The organism is Streptomyces sp. NPDC111802 (genome assembly GCF_055634335.1).
The window spans coordinates 158168-173580 of the sequence record NZ_JBVKCZ010000004.1; the positions used below are offsets into that span (position 1 = coordinate 158168).

Genomic DNA, 15413 nt, shown 5'->3' on the forward strand with positions numbered 1-15413 from the left:
AAACAAAGAGCGTCACCGGACGTGTTCAATTACTGAACACAGGGGCGTAGGTTCCGCTCTGTATCGGTTCGCGCAACGAAGCGGGTACATATGCAAACCCCCACAATTTCGCCCATCGCATCCCCCATTGCATCCCCCACCCACCTCGCAGCGGAGCTACGGCTCCCCACGAACTGGCTCGACTACACGCTCCTCGGTATCTACTTCGTCGTCGTGCTGGGTATCGGCTTCGCCGCCCGCCGCTCGGTGAAGACCAGCCTCGACTTCTTCCTGTCCGGCCGCTCCCTGCCCGCCTGGGTCACCGGCCTGGCCTTCATCTCCGCCAACCTGGCCGCCACCGAGATCCTGGGCATGGCGGCCAACAGCGCGCAGTACGGTGCCTACACGGTCCACTGGTACTGGATCGGCGCCATCCCGGCCATGGTCTTCCTGGGCCTGGTGATGATGCCCTTCTACTACGGCAGCAAGGTCCGCTCGGTCCCCGAGTTCCTCCTGCTCCGCTTCGACAAGTGGGCCCATCTGCTCAGCTCGGTCCTGTTCGCCTTCGCCGCGATCCTGATCGCCGGGGTGAACCTGTACGCCCTGGCCATCGTGGTCGAGGCGCTGCTGGGCTGGCCGCAATGGGTGGCGATCGTCGTCGCCGGCTTCTTCGTCCTCGCCTACATCACCCTCGGCGGCCTGTCGTCGGCGATCTACAACGAGGTCCTGCAGTTCTTCGTGATCCTGGCCGCGCTGATCCCGATCACCGTGCTGTCCCTGAAGAAGGTCGGCGGCTGGGACGGCCTGTCGGACACGCTGACCAAGTCCCACGGCGACGACTTCGTCACCGCGTGGGGCGGCACGGGCATCGGCGACGCGAACCCGCTGGGCGCCAACTGGCTGACCATCGTTCTCGGCCTCGGCTTCGTGCTGTCCTTCGGCTACTGGACGACGAACTTCGCGGAGGTCCAGCGGGCGCTGTCCGCGAAGAACCTCTCGGCGGCCCAGCGCACCCCGCTGATCGCGGCGTTCCCGAAGATCTTCATCGTGTTCCTGGTGATGATCCCGGGCCTGGCGGCCGCGGCCCTGGTCCCCGGCTTCGGCACGGAGGAGTCGGGCTACCAGTACAACGACGCCATCCCTTATCTGATGGAGGGCCTGCTGCCCAACGGCGTGCTCGGCATCGCGGTGACCGGTCTGCTGGCCGCCTTCATGGCGGGCATGGCGGCGAACGTCTCGTCCTTCAACACCGTGTTCACCACGGACATCTGGGCGAAGTACGTGGTGAAGGACCGCGAGGACTCCTACTACGTCCGCTTCGGCCGTCTGATCACGGCGATCGGCGTGCTGGCGTCGATCGGCACGGCGTTCCTGGCGTCGTCCTTCTCGAACATCATGAGCTACCTCCAGACCCTGTTCTCCTTCTTCAACGTGCCGATGTTCGTGGTCTTCATCGTCGGCATGTTCTGGAAGCGGGCGTCGATGAAGTCGGGATTCTGGGGCCTGCTGACCGGCACCACGGCAGCGATGATCAACTACTTCGTCCTCTACAAGCAGGACATCATCTCGATCCCCTCCGACCAGGGCGCGAACTTCGTCTCCGCGATCGCGGGCTTCGTGGCCGGTGGGGTGGTCATGGTGGCCGTCTCCCTCTTCACGGCGCCCAAGCCGGCGGAGGAACTCCAGGGCCTGGTCTACGGCACCCGCTCCCCCGGCATGGCCGAGCCGCCCGCCGAGGGGGACGACGCGTGGTACCGCAAGCCGGCGTTGCTGGGGTGGGGCGCGGTGGTGCTGGCGGCCGCCTGCTACATCCCGTTCTCGTTCTGACGACGGAGGACTGACAGACCATGACCGACCACCACTCCGAACACCCCGAACACTCCGGGTACTCCGAACACTCCGGGTACTCCGACAAGGACGTCCAGCGCGAGGTCGCCGCACTCCAGGAGCAGTCCGCGACGGCGGCCCGGCTCTTCGACATCCGGCGCATCATCGGCGGACTGTTCGTGCTCTACGGCGTCATCGTCACGATCGTCGGGCTCACGGACGACGACGCCGCGATCGACAAGGCCGAGGGGGTCAACATCAACCTGTGGACCGGGTTGGGGATGCTGCTTCTGGGGCTGTTCTTCCTGGCCTGGCTGAAGTTGAGGCCCATCGCTCCGCCGCCGCCGGTCGTGGAGCCGGGGGACGGGCTGGGGGAGGAGCCGAGGGGCTGACCCCGGGGTGGGGGCGGGCCGGGTTCGTCTCGCCCCCGCCGCCCCTACCCGTCCCGTCCCCGGCGGCTGACATCAGCCGAATCGGCGCCGGGAGGTGCCGGCATCACGGCTCCTCCCCCGGCTCCACCTGCGGGCCGAAGTGCGGCACCGACCCCGCCCGGTCCAGCAGCCCGGTACGGGCCGCCAGCGCCGCCGCCTCCAGCCTTGAACCGACGCCCAGTTTCATCAGTACGCGTTGGACATGGGTGCGTGCCGTGGACGGGGCGATGCCCATGCCGGCCGCGATCAGGCGGGTGTCCTCGCCGTCGGCCACCCGGACCAGGACCTCGACCTCGCGGGGTGTGAGCAGCTGGAGCAGGCGTTGGCCCTCGTCGTCCGGTTGGGCCGCGGGGTTGAGCAACTCGCTGAACGCGCCCTGGAGCAGCTGCGGTGCCACCGCGGCCTCGCCCGCCCGCGCCTTCATGATCGCCCGTTCCACGCCCTCTATGCGCTCGTCGTGCCGGACATAGCCGGAGGCCCCGGCCGCGAACGCCGCCGCTATGCCGCGCGGGCTCGGCACCGGGCCGAGCACCAGCACCGCCACCTGCGGGCGTTCCCGCTTGATCTTCACCACCGGGTCGAACATCCCCGGCTCCGCGGGCGTCGCCGTCCCCAGCAGGCACACCTCGGGCGCCCGCGTGATCACCAGCTCCGCCGCCCCCGCGGCGGGCGCCGCCGCGGCCAGTACCCGGTGTCCCCTCAGTTTCAGTGCCGAGGCCAGCGCCTCGGCGAGCAATCGGTGGTCGTCGACCACCATGAGCCGCACTCCCATCGAGCAACCCCCCAGTCCCCCCAATGGATCCCCATCAATACCCAGGACCGACTGCTCCAGTCCGGATGCCCCACTATGGATGCCCACTGGTCCGCGCGGACAGAAGCCCCCCCCCGGCTCCCCCGCCCTTCATGCCCCCGGAAGCTACACGCTTGTTCGACGTTGCGCTCCCCCTACCCGCGAGAAGTGCCCCGGAACGGCGGATTTTCTGGCTTTCCCCGCATTCGACGCCGATGAGGCGGTACGCGAACGGCCCCGTCCCGAGCAGGGACGGGGCCGTGACGCACGACCGATCATGCTCGACTTCGTCAGCCGGTCGCACCGAACGCGATCACATGCGACTTCCTCGTGTCCGAACTGCCCAGCTCGCTCGCGAACTTGGCGGACATGTACAGATGACCCTGTGAGTAGAGGATCTCGGAGTACTCCGGCGACATCCGCATCTCCACGTCCCGCACCGCCCTCGCGGCCGGGTTCTCCAGCAGCTTCGTCTCCTTGAAGCTCCCGCCGTCGATGCTGACGATCTGCCCGCCCTTGTCGTACGGCGGACGCTTGTACGCGATCACATTGCCGCCGTCCATGCGCAGCGGCGTGATCGTGTACCGGTCGCCCGCGTCCGCGCGCTGGCCGGTCTGCTTGCCGGTGGCCAGGTCGAACGCGACGATCTCGTTGGTCCGGCCGTACTCGCCGCCGCCGTCGTGCTGCTCGGTCTCCACATAGAGCCGGTCATTGCCCACCACGACGCCCGTGCACGACTCGATCGTGGTGACGCCGGAGCAGCGGGCCGCGTACTGGTCGCCCGGCACGGAGATACGGATGCGCAGCTTGCCGGTCCTGTTGTCGATCGAGAAGGCATCCGTGATGCCGATGGCGTCCTCGGACTGGCCGGCCTCGGCGGCCACCACGAGCGGCTCGGTGGAGATCACGCTGGCGTACTCGACGCCCTCGGCCATCTTGTACTCGGAGATCACCTTCCCGGACTTCGGGTCGATGGTCTGGATGTTCAGCTGGGGCTGGTCGTAGCTGCCGCACTTGCGGACCGCGACCATCTTCGGACCGCCCGCGTAACCGAGGTCGTAGCAGCTGTCGTTGGCCTTCGGGACCCACAGCGGCTTGCCGGACGCGAGGTCCCAGGCGGCGCCGCCGCTGGTGCCGCCGGCGGCGACCGTGCCCCCGCTGACGGTGATGTTGTCGAACCGGATCGTCCCGTTCCCGTTCCGCGCGGACTTCGTCCACAGCTTCTTGCCGGCGTCGAGGTCGATCGCCGCGACCTGGGTGCAGCCGTGCGAGGGCTTCTCCTTGGTCGGCATGGCGGGCTCGAAGGCGACCGCCGTCACACCGTCCTCGGTGATGTGCCTGGCGGCCTGGCAGACCGGGCCGGGCAGCTTGACCGACCACGACTTGGTGCCCTTGTCGGGGTCGTAGCCGACGATCTCCGCGACGCCGCTCTTGACGTACGCCTTGTCGGTCAGCCATGAGCCGGACACGACGATGCTGGTGTCGTCGTCGACATCGGGCGACGGGACCTGGAAGAGGACCTGGGAGGAGGGGTTGCCGGGCGCCTTCTCCGTGCCGTCGGGCGCGTCGAAGCCGCCGTCCCCCTGGTCGTCGCCCCCGCCGCCGGTGCCGCCGCTGGAGCTGGCGGTGTCGTCCTTGCCGCCCTCGTCACCGGACCGCGCGTACCACACGCCGCCGCCGATGATCAGGGCGATCACCACCACCGCGGCCGCCACGATGACGGCCAGCTGCGCGCTGGACCTGCCCCCGCCACCGGCGGCCTGTCCGGGCTGGGGGTGCAACGGCACGGTCTGCTGCGGGTAGCCGTAGCCGGGCGGCTGGGTGTACGGGTTCTGGGGCTGGCCGTAGGGGTTCTGCGGCTGTCCGTACGGAGCGGGCTGCTGGGTGGGATAGCCGTATCCGGGCGGTGTGGCCTGGGGTGCTCCCTGGGGCGCCTGGGGGTAGCCGTACCCGGGCTGCCCCGCCGGCGCGGGCGGGCCCTGGGGCGGCTGCGGAGGCTGCGCGGGCGGCTGCTGCGGTGCGCCGAAGCCGCCGCTTCCGTGCTGCTGGGGCGGCTGGTCCTGCGGCGGGCCGAACCCTCCCTGCGGGGGCTGGTTGGGCGGCGGAGGCGGCGGCTGGGTCATGGCGTGGGTACCTCAGGGGAGGGGGACGGCGGGCGCGGCGGACAGGTCGGGGACGACGGGGAGGGGCGTGGCCGGTGCTCGCCTCACTTGCCGAAGGCGAGCATCAGCTTCTCCTTGGCGTCGTCGTTGCCGCTCAGCCGGGTGCTGGAGAGGTAGAAGCGCCCGTCGGCCCAGTCGTACGCCTTGGAGAAGAACCCGTTCTCGATGTCCGCGACGCTCGCCGGGTTCTGGAGCAGCTTGGCCGGCTCGTGGTCGCTCCCGCTGATCGGGATCGCCACGATCTGGCCGCCCGCGTCGTACGACGGCTGGACGTACGCGACGAGCTTGCCGTCCTCGACCTTGATCGGCAGCATCGACTCGTCCGCCGGGGACTTCACGCGCCACTTCTCCTTGCCGTTGGCGAGGTCGATGGCGACGATCTCGTTGGCGGCGGCGGTCGCCTTGGTCGGCATGTAGAGCGTGTCGGCGTCGGCCACCACACCGCTGCAGCCCTGGAGGTCACGCTGGAGGATGGCCCAGCCGCACTCGGCGCCGATGTCGATGTTGAAGCCGACCTGCGAGCGGGTCTTGCCGCCGGCCGTGAACGCGGAGATGTTGCCCGCCTTCTTGTCCTCGTTGGTGCTGTAGATGACCAGCGGGTCGAGGGAGAAGACGCGCGCGACGCGCCAGCCCTTGTCGAAGTCGAGGGTCCACTTCACCTTGCCGGTCGCCGGGTCCAGCTCCTGCACGGCGTCGTGCTCGTTGCTGCCGGTGGCGTCGCAGGAGGCGACGGCGATCAGCTTCTCACCGCCCGCGAAGGCGTCGGGGAAGCACTTGTCGCCGAACCGCTTCTTGTCCCACAGCTTCTCGCCGCTGTCGATGTCGTACGCGGTGCCGGACTGCGAGCGGCCCACCGTCAGCGTCTTGCCGGTGATGGACAGTTCGACGTCGAGCGTGCTGTCGAACAGCTCGCCGTTGGCGACCGAGCCCTGCCAGCCCTTCTCGCCGGTGTTGAGGTCGACCTGCTGGAGCTGGTTGCACTTGGCGCGGTCGCTGCCGCCGCTCATGTACGCGACGACGATCTTGTCGCTGTCCGACTTCTGCGGGGTGACCGCGCAGATCTTCTCCGGGAAGGTGATCGGGTCCCAAGTGGCCTTGCCGTCACCGACGTTGTAGGCGAAGAGCTGCTTGTACGCCGCCTTGACCGCGGTCTTGTCGGTGATCCACATGCCGGGGGCGTCGGCGCCGGACTTGGGCGCGTCGGGCGCCGACTGGTACCAGAGCACCTTCGACTCGCCCGCCTGGCGGCCCGCGTTGAGGTTCTCCGGGTCGTCGCCGCCCTCGCTGCCGCCGGAACCGGACGGGGACTCGGAGCCCTTCGGGTCGTCGCTCTGCTGCGCGACCGGGTTGTCGTCCTTGTCGTCGCCGCTGGTCACCGCGTACACGGTGCCGCCGATGACGAGCAGCGCCGCGACCGCGGCACCGATGGCGAGGGCGGGCTTGCCCTTGAAGGGGTTGCGCGAACCGCCGGGCGGGGTGCCGGGGGCGCCCGGGTACTGCGGCTGGGGCGGATAGCCGTAACCCGGGGCGGGCTGCTGGCCGTAGGGGCCGGGCTGCTGCGGATAGCCGTACGGCCCCGGCTGCTGCTGGGGCTGGGCATACGGCCCGGAGGCGTACGGGCCCGGCTGGGCCGGCTGCTGCTGCGGGTAGCCGTACCCGGGCTGCGGGGCGCCGGGCGGCGGGCCCTGCGGGGGCGGCGGCTGCTGCGGCGGGCCCTGCGGCGGCGGGGGTGCCTGGGGGGCGCCCTGCGGCGGGGGCGGGGGCTGCGGCGGCTGGCCCTGTTGCGGGGGCTGCGGCGCGCCGAAGCCGCTCTGCCGTGGGTCCTGCGGTGCGCCAAAACCACCCTGCGGCGGCTGGTTGGGCGGCTGGCTCATGAGCGGTTCCCCCTTGAGACCGGTGTGGTGCCACGTTCTACGCCGTCGCGTTTTTGCCACACCGGCTTTTCTCAGACTGTTCTCAGGCGGACCTTTCTATCACCCGCCACCGACAGCGCACCGGGCCGTATCCACCCCTGTTCCCAAGGGAGGACCGGCCCGTGATACCGCCGTTATGCGCCTTCACGCCCCCTTCACACAGCGCGTGCTCCGCCCGCGCGAGCGGCTCCGCGCGCCCTGTGCCGGCCGGTCACCGAGCTATGCGTCCTCGGCGAGTTCCAGCCAGCGCAGCTCCAGTTCGTCGCGCTGACCTGCCAAGTCCCGCAGTTCCGCGTCGAGTTCGGCGACCTTCGCGAAGTCGGTGGCGTGCTCGGCGATCTGCGCGTGCAGCTTGGTCTCCCGCTCGGAGAGCTTGTCGAGCTGCCGCTCGATCTTCTGCAACTCCTTCTTGGCGGCACGCGTATCGGCCGCGCTCTTCTCCGGTACGGCCTTCTCGGCGGCCGGAGCGGAGGCCGCGGCGGCGACCTGCGCCTCCATACGGTGGCGGCGCTCCAGGTACTCGTCGATGCCGCGCGGCAGCATCCGCAGGGTGGCGTCGCCGAGCAGGGCGAACACACGGTCCGTGGTGCGCTCGACGAAGAACCGGTCGTGGGAGATGACGATCATCGAGCCCGGCCAGCCGTCGAGGACGTCCTCCAGCTGGGTGAGGGTCTCGATGTCGAGGTCGTTGGTGGGCTCGTCGAGGAAGAGGACGTTGGGCTCGTCCATGAGCAGCCGCAGCAGTTGCAGTCGGCGGCGCTCACCACCCGACAGGTCCCCGACCGGCGTCCACTGCTTCTCCTTGCCGAAGCCGAACGTCTCGCACAGCTGACCGGCGGTCATCTCGCGCCCCTTGCCCAGGTCCACGCGTTCCCGCACCTGCTGAACGGCTTCCAGCACCCGGCAGTTGGGATCGAGTTCGGCGACTTCCTGGGACAGATAGGCCAGCTTGACGGTCTTTCCGACCGCGATCCGCCCGCCGGCCGGCTGTACCTCGCCCTCGGTCCGCGCGGCCTCGGCCATCGCCCGCAGGAGGGAGGTCTTGCCCGCGCCGTTGACACCGACGAGACCGATCCGGTCGCCGGGCCCGAGCTGCCAGGTCACATGCTTGAGCAGCACCTTGGGGCCGGCCTGGACGGTGACGTCCTCCAGGTCGAAGACCGTCTTCCCGAGCCGGGACGAGGCGAACTTCATCAGCTCGCTGCTGTCCCGGGGCGGCGGCACGTCCGCGATCAGCTCGTTGGCGGCCTCGACCCGGAAGCGCGGCTTGGAGGTGCGCGCGGGCGCGCCGCGGCGCAGCCAGGCCAGTTCCTTGCGGACGAGGTTCTGCCGCTTGACCTCCTCGGTCGCGGCGATGCGCTCGCGCTCGGCGCGTGCGAAGACGTAGTCGGAGTAGCCGCCCTCGTACTCGAAGACGTCGCCGCGCTGCACGTCCCACATGCGGGTGCAGACCTGGTCCAGGAACCAGCGGTCGTGGGTGACGCACACGAGCGCCGAGCGACGCTCCCGCAGGTGCCGGGCGAGCCAGGAGATGCCCTCGACGTCGAGGTGGTTGGTGGGCTCGTCGAGGACGATCAGGTCCTGCTCCTCGATGAGCAGCTTGGCGAGCGCGATCCGGCGCCGCTCACCGCCGGAGAGGGGGCCGATGACGGTGTCGAGTCCCTGCGGGAAGCCGGGCAGGTCGAGACCGCCGAAGAGGCCGGTCAGTACGTCCCTGATCTTGGCGTTCCCGGCCCACTCGTGGTCGGCCAGGTCCCGGATGACCTCGTGCCGGACGGTCGCCTCGGGGTCGAGGGAGTCGTGCTGGGTGAGCACGCCGAGGCGCAGTCCGCCGGAGTGCGTGACCCGGCCGGTGTCCGGCTCCTCCAGCTTGGCCAGCATTCGGATCATGGTCGTCTTGCCGTCGCCGTTGCGGCCCACGACGCCGATGCGGTCCCCCTCGGAGACGCCGAGTGAGATGCCGTCGAGCAGGGCACGGGTGCCGTACACCTTGCTGACGTTCTCGACATTGACCAGATTGACGGCCATTTCTCTCCTGCCCAGGGGGACGTTCGACCCTCCAGGGTAGTCGCGCCCGCCGACGGCCCCGCACCCGTGCGCCGAAGGTCCGGGACGGCTACGGTCCGGGACACGCGTGCGCCCCGGGGATCCCCTGCCGTCCCCAGGGCGCGTCCACGTGGTCGGCGTCAGCGGCCGGCGGCCGCCGCGCGGACCTCGCCCAGGAGGTCGTACATGATCTGGCCGGGGCACTCGGTGTCGAAGTAGTCGCGGTGCCCGCCGACGGTGTTCGTGTCCTTCTTCGTGCCGTTGACGGGGTTGGTGTACGTCACCCGCGCCTCCGGGTCGAGGCCCTTGAACCGGGATATCACCTTGATCAGCTGGATCAGGGAGGCCTTGGCCGCGTCCGTCGGGGCCTGGTGGTCGAGGTTGCCGATCAGGGCGATGCCGAGGGCGCCGGAGTTGTAGCCCACGGAGTGGAAGCCGGTGACCAGGTCGCCGTCCGGGTCGAAGGCGGGGATGCCGTCGTCGCCGGAGTAGCGGCCCTCGTAGACGTTGCCCGCCTCGTCTATGAGGAAGTGGTAGCCGATGTCGCCCCAGTCGTTGGTGATCGCGTGGTACTCGTAGATCGCGCGCACCGTCGCGGCCGGGTCGGGGTCGTCGTTCGGCGTCGCGGTGTGGTGGACCGTGATGATCTGCAGCGGGTAGTACGCCTCCGGCGAGTTGACCTTGCCGTCCTTGTACCGCTTGGACTCGTCGGCGCCCCAGGCCGGGCGCGAGAGGTAGCGGACGCCCCGCACGCGCGTGGGCTCGCTCGGCACCTGGAAGGTGCGGCCCGGGCCGTCGGTGGTGTCGATCGCCAGCGACCGTACGCCGTCGATGCCGCCCGGGGCCTTCACCTCGTACGCGGTGGCGTCACCGGCGGCGACCAGGGCGGTGCCGCCGCCCTCGACGGTGGCGCAACCGCTCGTCAGGTTCTGCCAGTCGCCGTCCGCGAGCCGGATGGCGGCGCCCTCCTCGGCGCCGGACCAGCGCACACCGACATAGGAAGCGGCGAAGGCGGTGGTGGCCTCGCCGGTGCCGGTGGCGGCCTCGGTGCGGGTGGCGGGGAACTTCTCCGGCGTCGTACCGGAATCGCCGGAGCCGGCGGCGGAGTTGTCGGTCTCGGCGGAGTCGGTGGACGCGAACACCATCGGCGTGAGCGCGGCTCCGGTGGCCACCGCCCCGCCCGCGGCGATCATGCCGCGACGGGACAGGGAGCGCTTTCTACGATGGGACGACTGGGCGGGAGTGGGGGATTCGGACACGGGAGTGTCCCCTTCCAGAGGATCACTTGACGGTGCGTCGGGCAGCGCTGTGGCACGAGCCATGGCCCGACGCTTGAAACGTCAACCGACCCTAACCGCCCCCGCTGTGCGGTGTGTAGCGCGCCAGCAGTACATCCCTGTGGAGATCGAGCGAAGAACGCGTACTTGTGAGTACGGCGTCACGCTCCGGTGATCCGCATGACCGTCGCGCCCGGAACGGGCCCGGCCGCCGTGCGCACCGCGCGGCAACTGCCGGACGCCCGCAGGGACTCGGCCACCTTCTCGGCCGACTCGGGGTCGCGGGCGAGGAACGCCGTGGTCGGGCCCGAGCCGGAGACCAGCGCGGTGAGGGCGCCCGCGGCGAGGCCGGCGGTGAGGGTGCCGGCGAGCTCGGGGAAGAGGGAGAGGGCGGCGGGCTGCAGGTCGTTGGAGACGGTCGCGGCGAGCGCGTCGGCGTCGCCCTTCGCGAGCGCGTCGAGCAGCGGCTGGGAGGCGACGGGCTCGGGGATGTCGGTGTCCTCGCCGAGCCGGTCGAACTCCCGGAAGACGGCGGGCGTCGACAGCCCCCGGTCGGCCAGCGCGAACACCCAGTGGAAGGTGCCGCCGACGTCGAGCACACGGAGCTTCTCGCCCCGCCCGGTGCCCAGGGCCGCGCCGCCGACCAGGCTGAACGGCACGTCGCTGCCCAACTCGGCGCAGATGTCGAGGAGTTCCTCACGGGAGGCCCGGGTGCCCCACAACGCGTCGCACGCGAGCAGCGCACCCGCTCCGTCCGCGCTGCCGCCCGCCATACCGCCGGCCACCGGGATGTCCTTGGCGATGTGCAGGTGCACGTCGGGAGTACGGCCGTACCGCGCGGCGAGCGCCTCGGCCGCGCGGGCGGCGAGGTTCGTACGGTCCAGCGGGACCTGGTCGGCGTCGGTGCCGTCACAGGTGACGCGCAGTCCGTCGGGCGAGGGGGTCACGGTGACCTCGTCGTGGAGGCCGACGGCGAGGAAGACGTTGGCCAGGTCGTGGAAACCGTCGGGGCGGGCGGCACCGACCGCGAGCTGGACGTTGACCTTGGCGGGGACCCGTACGGTGACGCTCGCGCTCACTTACTCGGACTCCTTGTGCGGGGCGGCGGACGGCGTCGGCCGGGCTCCGGCTTCCTTGTGTTCCGCGATGGCCGTGAACTCCTCGACGGTCAGGGCCTCTCCGCGGGCCTGCGGTGAGACGCCGGCCGCCACGAGTGCCGCCTCGGCCGCCGCCGCCGAACCGGCCCAGCCGGCGAGCGCGGCGCGCAGCGTCTTGCGGCGCTGGGCGAAGGCCGCGTCGACGACGGCGAAGACCTCGCGCCGGGAGGCGGTGGTCTTGATCGGCTCGGCCCGCCGGGTCAGCGACACCAGGCCGCTGTCGACGTTCGGCGCGGGCCAGAAGACATTGCGTCCGATGGCGCCGGCCCGCTTGACCTCGGCGTACCAGTTGGCCTTCACGGACGGCACGCCGTACACCTTGGAGCCGGGTGCGGCGGCCAGCCGGTCGGCGACCTCCGACTGCACCATGACGAGGGTGCGTTGGATGCTCGGGAAGGTGGCGAGCATGTGCAGGAGGACCGGCACGGCCACGTTGTAGGGGAGGTTGGCGACCAGCGCGGTGGGCGGCGGGCCCGGCAGCTCGGTGACGTGCATCGCGTCGGAGTGCACCAGCGCGAAACGGTCGGCGCGCTCCGGCATGCGGGCCGCGATGGTGGTGGGGAGCGCGGCGGCCAGTACGTCGTCGATCTCGACGGCGGTGACGCGGTCGGCCACCTCCAGCAGGGCGAGTGTGAGGGAGCCGAGTCCCGGGCCGACCTCCACCACCACGTCGTCGGGGCGGACCTCCGCGGTGCGGACGATACGGCGGACCGTGTTCGCGTCGATCACGAAGTTCTGGCCGCGCTGTTTGGTGGGACGCACACCGAGGGCTGCCGCGAGCTCTCGGACGTCGGCGGGGCCCAGCAGGGCGTCGGGGGTGGGGCTGCTCACCCGACAAGGGTACGGGGCGCCGCCGGGCGCGATCGTCCGCGCCTGCCCGGTGAGCGGGGCCTCACCTGTGCAACCGGCCGCCGCAGTGCGGCCAAGGACTCGCGCCCTGCCGCACATACAGCTTCTTCGCGCGCATCGTCTGTTCCGCCGCCGGTGCGTCCTGTGGCCGGCCCTCGCCGCCGAGGCTTCGCCAGGTCTCCGTGTCGAACTGGTACAGCCCGCCGTACGTCCCCGACGAGTCCACCGCGTCCGCCTGCCCGCCGGACTCGCACGCCGCGAGGCCGTCCCAGTCCAGCTGACCGGCACCGCTGACGGACGTCGGCAGGGGCTTCGTGCCCACCTTCACCACCTGTGTCTGCGGCTCGCGCACCACCTCGCTCTTGAGCCGCCGCGGCTTCTGCCTGACGCCGTTGACGGTGCGCAGCGAGTACGTGATCCGCCGCAGGCCCGCCTGCCCGGCCCGCTCTACGATCTCCGTGCCCTTGAAGACCGAGGGATCCTCGATCCGCTCCACGGCGAACGGGAGCGCCTCGTCGCGGATCTCCTTGCGGCCGGTGATCCTCAGGACGGTGACCGTCTGCCCGTCGCGCGGGAAGCTGTCCAGGGGGACGGAGGTGGTGTCCTGCCCGCGCAGGGTGATCCCGGCCTGCTCCACGACCTCGCTCACCGTCGCGGCGTTCGTCCGGATGGTGCGTGCCCGCCCGTCCGCCATCACCGTCACCGCCCGCTCGGTCCGCACATCCAGCGCGAGCCCCTCACGCCCGATGCGCCGGGAGCGCGAGGTCGATAGATACGCGCCCTCGGCACGCACCCCGAGCTGGGTGAGCGCCTCCTCCACCGTGTGCGCCGTCGTCCACACCTCACGCCGCTGACCGTCGATCGTCAGTCGTACGGGGCGGCCGTAGCGCACGGCGACCTCGTCACCGTTGGCGAGCCCCGCGTCCGACGCGGGTGCAACCACGTCGTGCGCCCCCACCTCGACGCCCTCCTCGGTGAGCAGTTCGGTGACGTCGTCGGCGAAGGTGTGCAGACTGCGCGGCTTGCCGTCGACACTCAGCTCGATCGCCTTGTCCTTGGCGACGAACGCGCTCGTCCCGCCCGCGAGGAACGCCACGACCAGCGCCTGCGGGACGAGCCGGCGCATCGTCCCGTCGCCCCGCTCGGCCGCCCGCGCCCTGCGCCGGTGCGCGGCACGCCGCCCGCTGCTGGGGCGCACTACGGGCGGATGCACGGTCTCGATCGCCTCGTAGGCGGGCCGGTATGTGTCCTCGTACGCCCCGTAGGTCTCGTGCGCCCCGTGGGACTCGTATCTGTCGTAACCGGTTCCGTAACTGTCCGTACGCGTCTGGTAAGGGTTGGGCACCCCGTATGTCAGCGTCTGAGCGCTGTACGGGTCGAAGCCGTCGTACCCCCAGGGCTCATGGGCCGGGGTCGGGCCGTACGTCTCGAACTGCGCGTTGCTCACGACGACACGCTCCAGCGGAGGGGTCCGTTTCGGGCCCCCAGAACCTAGCGGAGGGTCGGTTGCACTCCAAAGCGACGCGGCTACACACAGTGGCGAGCGGCCCGGCGTAAATCCGTGCGAGCGTTACCCGGCGTTATCGGTCAGTAACCGAAGGCGTGTTTCGTGTTCGACCCCAGGGCCGCCGCCAGCGCGTCCTCGTCGATCCCTCGTACGGCCGCCATGGCGCGCACCGTGATCGGAATGAGATACGGCGCGTTGGGCCGTCCGCGGTACGGCGCCGGAGTGAGGAAGGGCGCGTCGGTCTCCACCAGGAGCAGCTCCAGCGGGGCCACCGCCACCGCGTCCCGCAGATTCTGGGCGTTCTTGAAGGTGACGTTGCCGGCGAAGGACATGAAGTATCCGGCGCGGGCGCACACCCCCGCCATCTCGGCGTCCCCGGAGTAGCAGTGGAAGACGGTCCGCTCGGGAGCGCCCTCCTCCTTCAGCACGCGCAGCACGTCCTCGTGGGCGTCGCGGTCGTGGATGACGAGGGTCTTGCCGTGCCGCTTGGCGATCTCGATGTGGGCGCGGAAGGACGCCTCCTGCGCCTCCTTGCCCTCGGGCCCGGTGCGGAAGTGGTCGAGGCCGGTCTCGCCGACGCCCTTGACCTGAGGGAGCGCGGCCAGGCGGTCGATCTCGGCGAGCGCCTCGTCGAGCGCCCGCACGCCCCCGGGCTCGCGCGCCCCCTGCCGGGACCAGCCGTCGGGGTCTCCGTGCACGATGCGCGGCGCCTCGTTCGGATGCAGCGCGACGGTCGCGTGCACGGCGTCGTACGCCGCCGCCGTCTCGGCCGCCCACTGCGAGCCGCGTATGTCACAGCCCACCTGCACGACGGTGGTCACCCCCACCGACGCCGCCTTGGCGAGCCCCTCCGCCACGGTGCCGGACTGCATGTCGAGGTGGGTGTGCGAGTCGGCCACCGGTACCCGGAGCGGTTCCGGGAGGGGCGGGGCGGCGTGCTTTTCGGCGGCGTTCGAAGGCATGCCCCGATCCTACGAAAGGGGCATGCCTTCCCGGCCCGGTGTCCGGCTCAGCTCGCCTTGCGCTGGAAGACGTGCAGGAGATCGGACAGATGCCAGTGGTGGTGGTGCTCCTTGGGCGCCGTACCGTCGGCCGGGACGCCCGGCACCTCCACCGGGCCCGCCGGCGGCACCCGGCGCTGGCGGTGCACCGCGTCGCGCACCGACGCCACCCGCCCCGACTGCATGATCCGTACGACGTGGTTGTCGCAGTTGGCACACGTGGGCCGGCTCAGCGGCGACGGCACGACCTGGCCGTCGGCCACGTACATCACGAACTCACGGCCCTCGCCGTCTATGTGGTGCTCTATCTCGTACGACTGCTCCCAGCCGTGCCCGCAGCGCATGCAGGCGAAGGAGTACGACTCGTTCACGATGGCGGTCGCCCCGTTGCGAAGGCCGGTCTGCCCAGTGATCTCGCTCATGCCAGCTCCTGTAGTCCGCTGGTGGGACGGGTCGCGTCCCACAACCAGTGGA

12 protein-coding genes are annotated in these 15413 nt (G+C 70.7%); 2 read left to right on the forward strand and 10 right to left on the reverse strand.

What is annotated here, in order from left to right:
• Window positions 1-90: 90 nt before the first annotated feature.
• Window positions 91-1806: a sodium:solute symporter family protein gene (locus tag ACZ7NC_RS05555; RefSeq protein WP_471485135.1), complete on the forward strand. Its 1716-nt coding sequence runs from the start codon at window positions 91-93 to the stop codon at window positions 1804-1806.
• Between the two features lie 20 nt (window positions 1807-1826).
• Window positions 1827-2198, forward strand: coding sequence for a hypothetical protein (locus ACZ7NC_RS05560; RefSeq protein ID WP_471485137.1), 372 nt, complete (start codon window positions 1827-1829; stop codon window positions 2196-2198).
• Window positions 2199-2301: 103 nt separating this feature from the next.
• Here the strand turns inward: ACZ7NC_RS05560 and ACZ7NC_RS05565 are convergent, their stop codons facing one another.
• The 10 genes from ACZ7NC_RS05565 to ACZ7NC_RS05610 all read right to left on the reverse strand — a co-directional run bounded on the left by ACZ7NC_RS05565 (window position 2302) and on the right by ACZ7NC_RS05610 (window position 15361).
• Window positions 2302-3009: a helix-turn-helix transcriptional regulator gene (locus tag ACZ7NC_RS05565; protein WP_471485139.1), complete on the reverse strand. Its 708-nt coding sequence runs from the start codon at window positions 3007-3009 to the stop codon at window positions 2302-2304.
• A gap of 308 nt (window positions 3010-3317) precedes the next feature.
• Window positions 3318-5150: an outer membrane protein assembly factor BamB family protein gene (locus ACZ7NC_RS05570; protein WP_471485141.1), complete on the reverse strand. Its 1833-nt coding sequence runs from the start codon at window positions 5148-5150 to the stop codon at window positions 3318-3320.
• An 83-nt stretch (window positions 5151-5233) separates the two neighbouring features.
• The gene (locus ACZ7NC_RS05575; RefSeq protein ID WP_471485143.1) at window positions 5234-7063 is read right to left on the reverse strand and encodes an outer membrane protein assembly factor BamB family protein; all 1830 of its coding nucleotides are present in this window, start codon (window positions 7061-7063) and stop codon (window positions 5234-5236) included.
• A gap of 258 nt (window positions 7064-7321) precedes the next feature.
• Window positions 7322-9130 (reverse strand): ABC-F family ATP-binding cassette domain-containing protein, encoded by a 1809-nt coding sequence (locus ACZ7NC_RS05580; RefSeq protein ID WP_471485144.1) that lies wholly within the window; start codon window positions 9128-9130, stop codon window positions 7322-7324.
• 158 nt (window positions 9131-9288) lie between these two features.
• Window positions 9289-10407, reverse strand: a complete 1119-nt coding sequence (locus ACZ7NC_RS05585; RefSeq protein WP_471485146.1) for a peptidoglycan recognition protein family protein — start codon at window positions 10405-10407, stop codon at window positions 9289-9291.
• Between the two features lie 179 nt (window positions 10408-10586).
• Complete coding sequence (locus tag ACZ7NC_RS05590; protein WP_471485148.1) at window positions 10587-11504, reverse strand: 4-(cytidine 5'-diphospho)-2-C-methyl-D-erythritol kinase; 918 nt, start codon at window positions 11502-11504, stop codon at window positions 10587-10589.
• Window positions 11505-12413 carry a 16S rRNA (adenine(1518)-N(6)/adenine(1519)-N(6))-dimethyltransferase RsmA gene (rsmA, locus tag ACZ7NC_RS05595; RefSeq protein WP_471485149.1) on the reverse strand — a complete coding sequence of 303 codons (909 nt, stop codon included), beginning with the start codon at window positions 12411-12413 and terminating at the stop codon, window positions 11505-11507.
• 61 nt (window positions 12414-12474) lie between these two features.
• Window positions 12475-13878 (reverse strand): ubiquitin-like domain-containing protein, encoded by a 1404-nt coding sequence (locus tag ACZ7NC_RS05600; protein ID WP_471485151.1) that lies wholly within the window; start codon window positions 13876-13878, stop codon window positions 12475-12477.
• Window positions 13879-14018: 140 nt separating this feature from the next.
• Window positions 14019-14900: a TatD family hydrolase gene (locus ACZ7NC_RS05605; RefSeq protein WP_471485152.1), complete on the reverse strand. Its 882-nt coding sequence runs from the start codon at window positions 14898-14900 to the stop codon at window positions 14019-14021.
• A 47-nt stretch (window positions 14901-14947) separates the two neighbouring features.
• Window positions 14948-15361, reverse strand: coding sequence for a hypothetical protein (locus ACZ7NC_RS05610; protein WP_471485153.1), 414 nt, complete (start codon window positions 15359-15361; stop codon window positions 14948-14950).
• Window positions 15362-15413: the final 52 nt, after the last annotated feature.

Coding starts and splice junctions, on each gene's coding strand:
- ACZ7NC_RS05570 (WP_471485141.1), bottom strand. CDS start 5,150: ATGACCCAGCCGCCGCCTCCGCCGCCCAACCAGCCCCCGCAGGGAGGG.
- ACZ7NC_RS05610 (WP_471485153.1), bottom strand. CDS start 15,361: ATGAGCGAGATCACTGGGCAGACCGGCCTTCGCAACGGGGCGACCGCC.
- ACZ7NC_RS05575 (WP_471485143.1), bottom strand. CDS start 7,063: ATGAGCCAGCCGCCCAACCAGCCGCCGCAGGGTGGTTTTGGCGCACCG.
- ACZ7NC_RS05605 (WP_471485152.1), bottom strand. CDS start 14,900: ATGCCTTCGAACGCCGCCGAAAAGCACGCCGCCCCGCCCCTCCCGGAA.
- ACZ7NC_RS05565 (WP_471485139.1), bottom strand. CDS start 3,009: ATGGGAGTGCGGCTCATGGTGGTCGACGACCACCGATTGCTCGCCGAG.
- ACZ7NC_RS05580 (WP_471485144.1), bottom strand. CDS start 9,130: ATGGCCGTCAATCTGGTCAATGTCGAGAACGTCAGCAAGGTGTACGGC.
- ACZ7NC_RS05555 (WP_471485135.1), top strand. CDS start 91: ATGCAAACCCCCACAATTTCGCCCATCGCATCCCCCATTGCATCCCCC.
- ACZ7NC_RS05560 (WP_471485137.1), top strand. CDS start 1,827: ATGACCGACCACCACTCCGAACACCCCGAACACTCCGGGTACTCCGAA.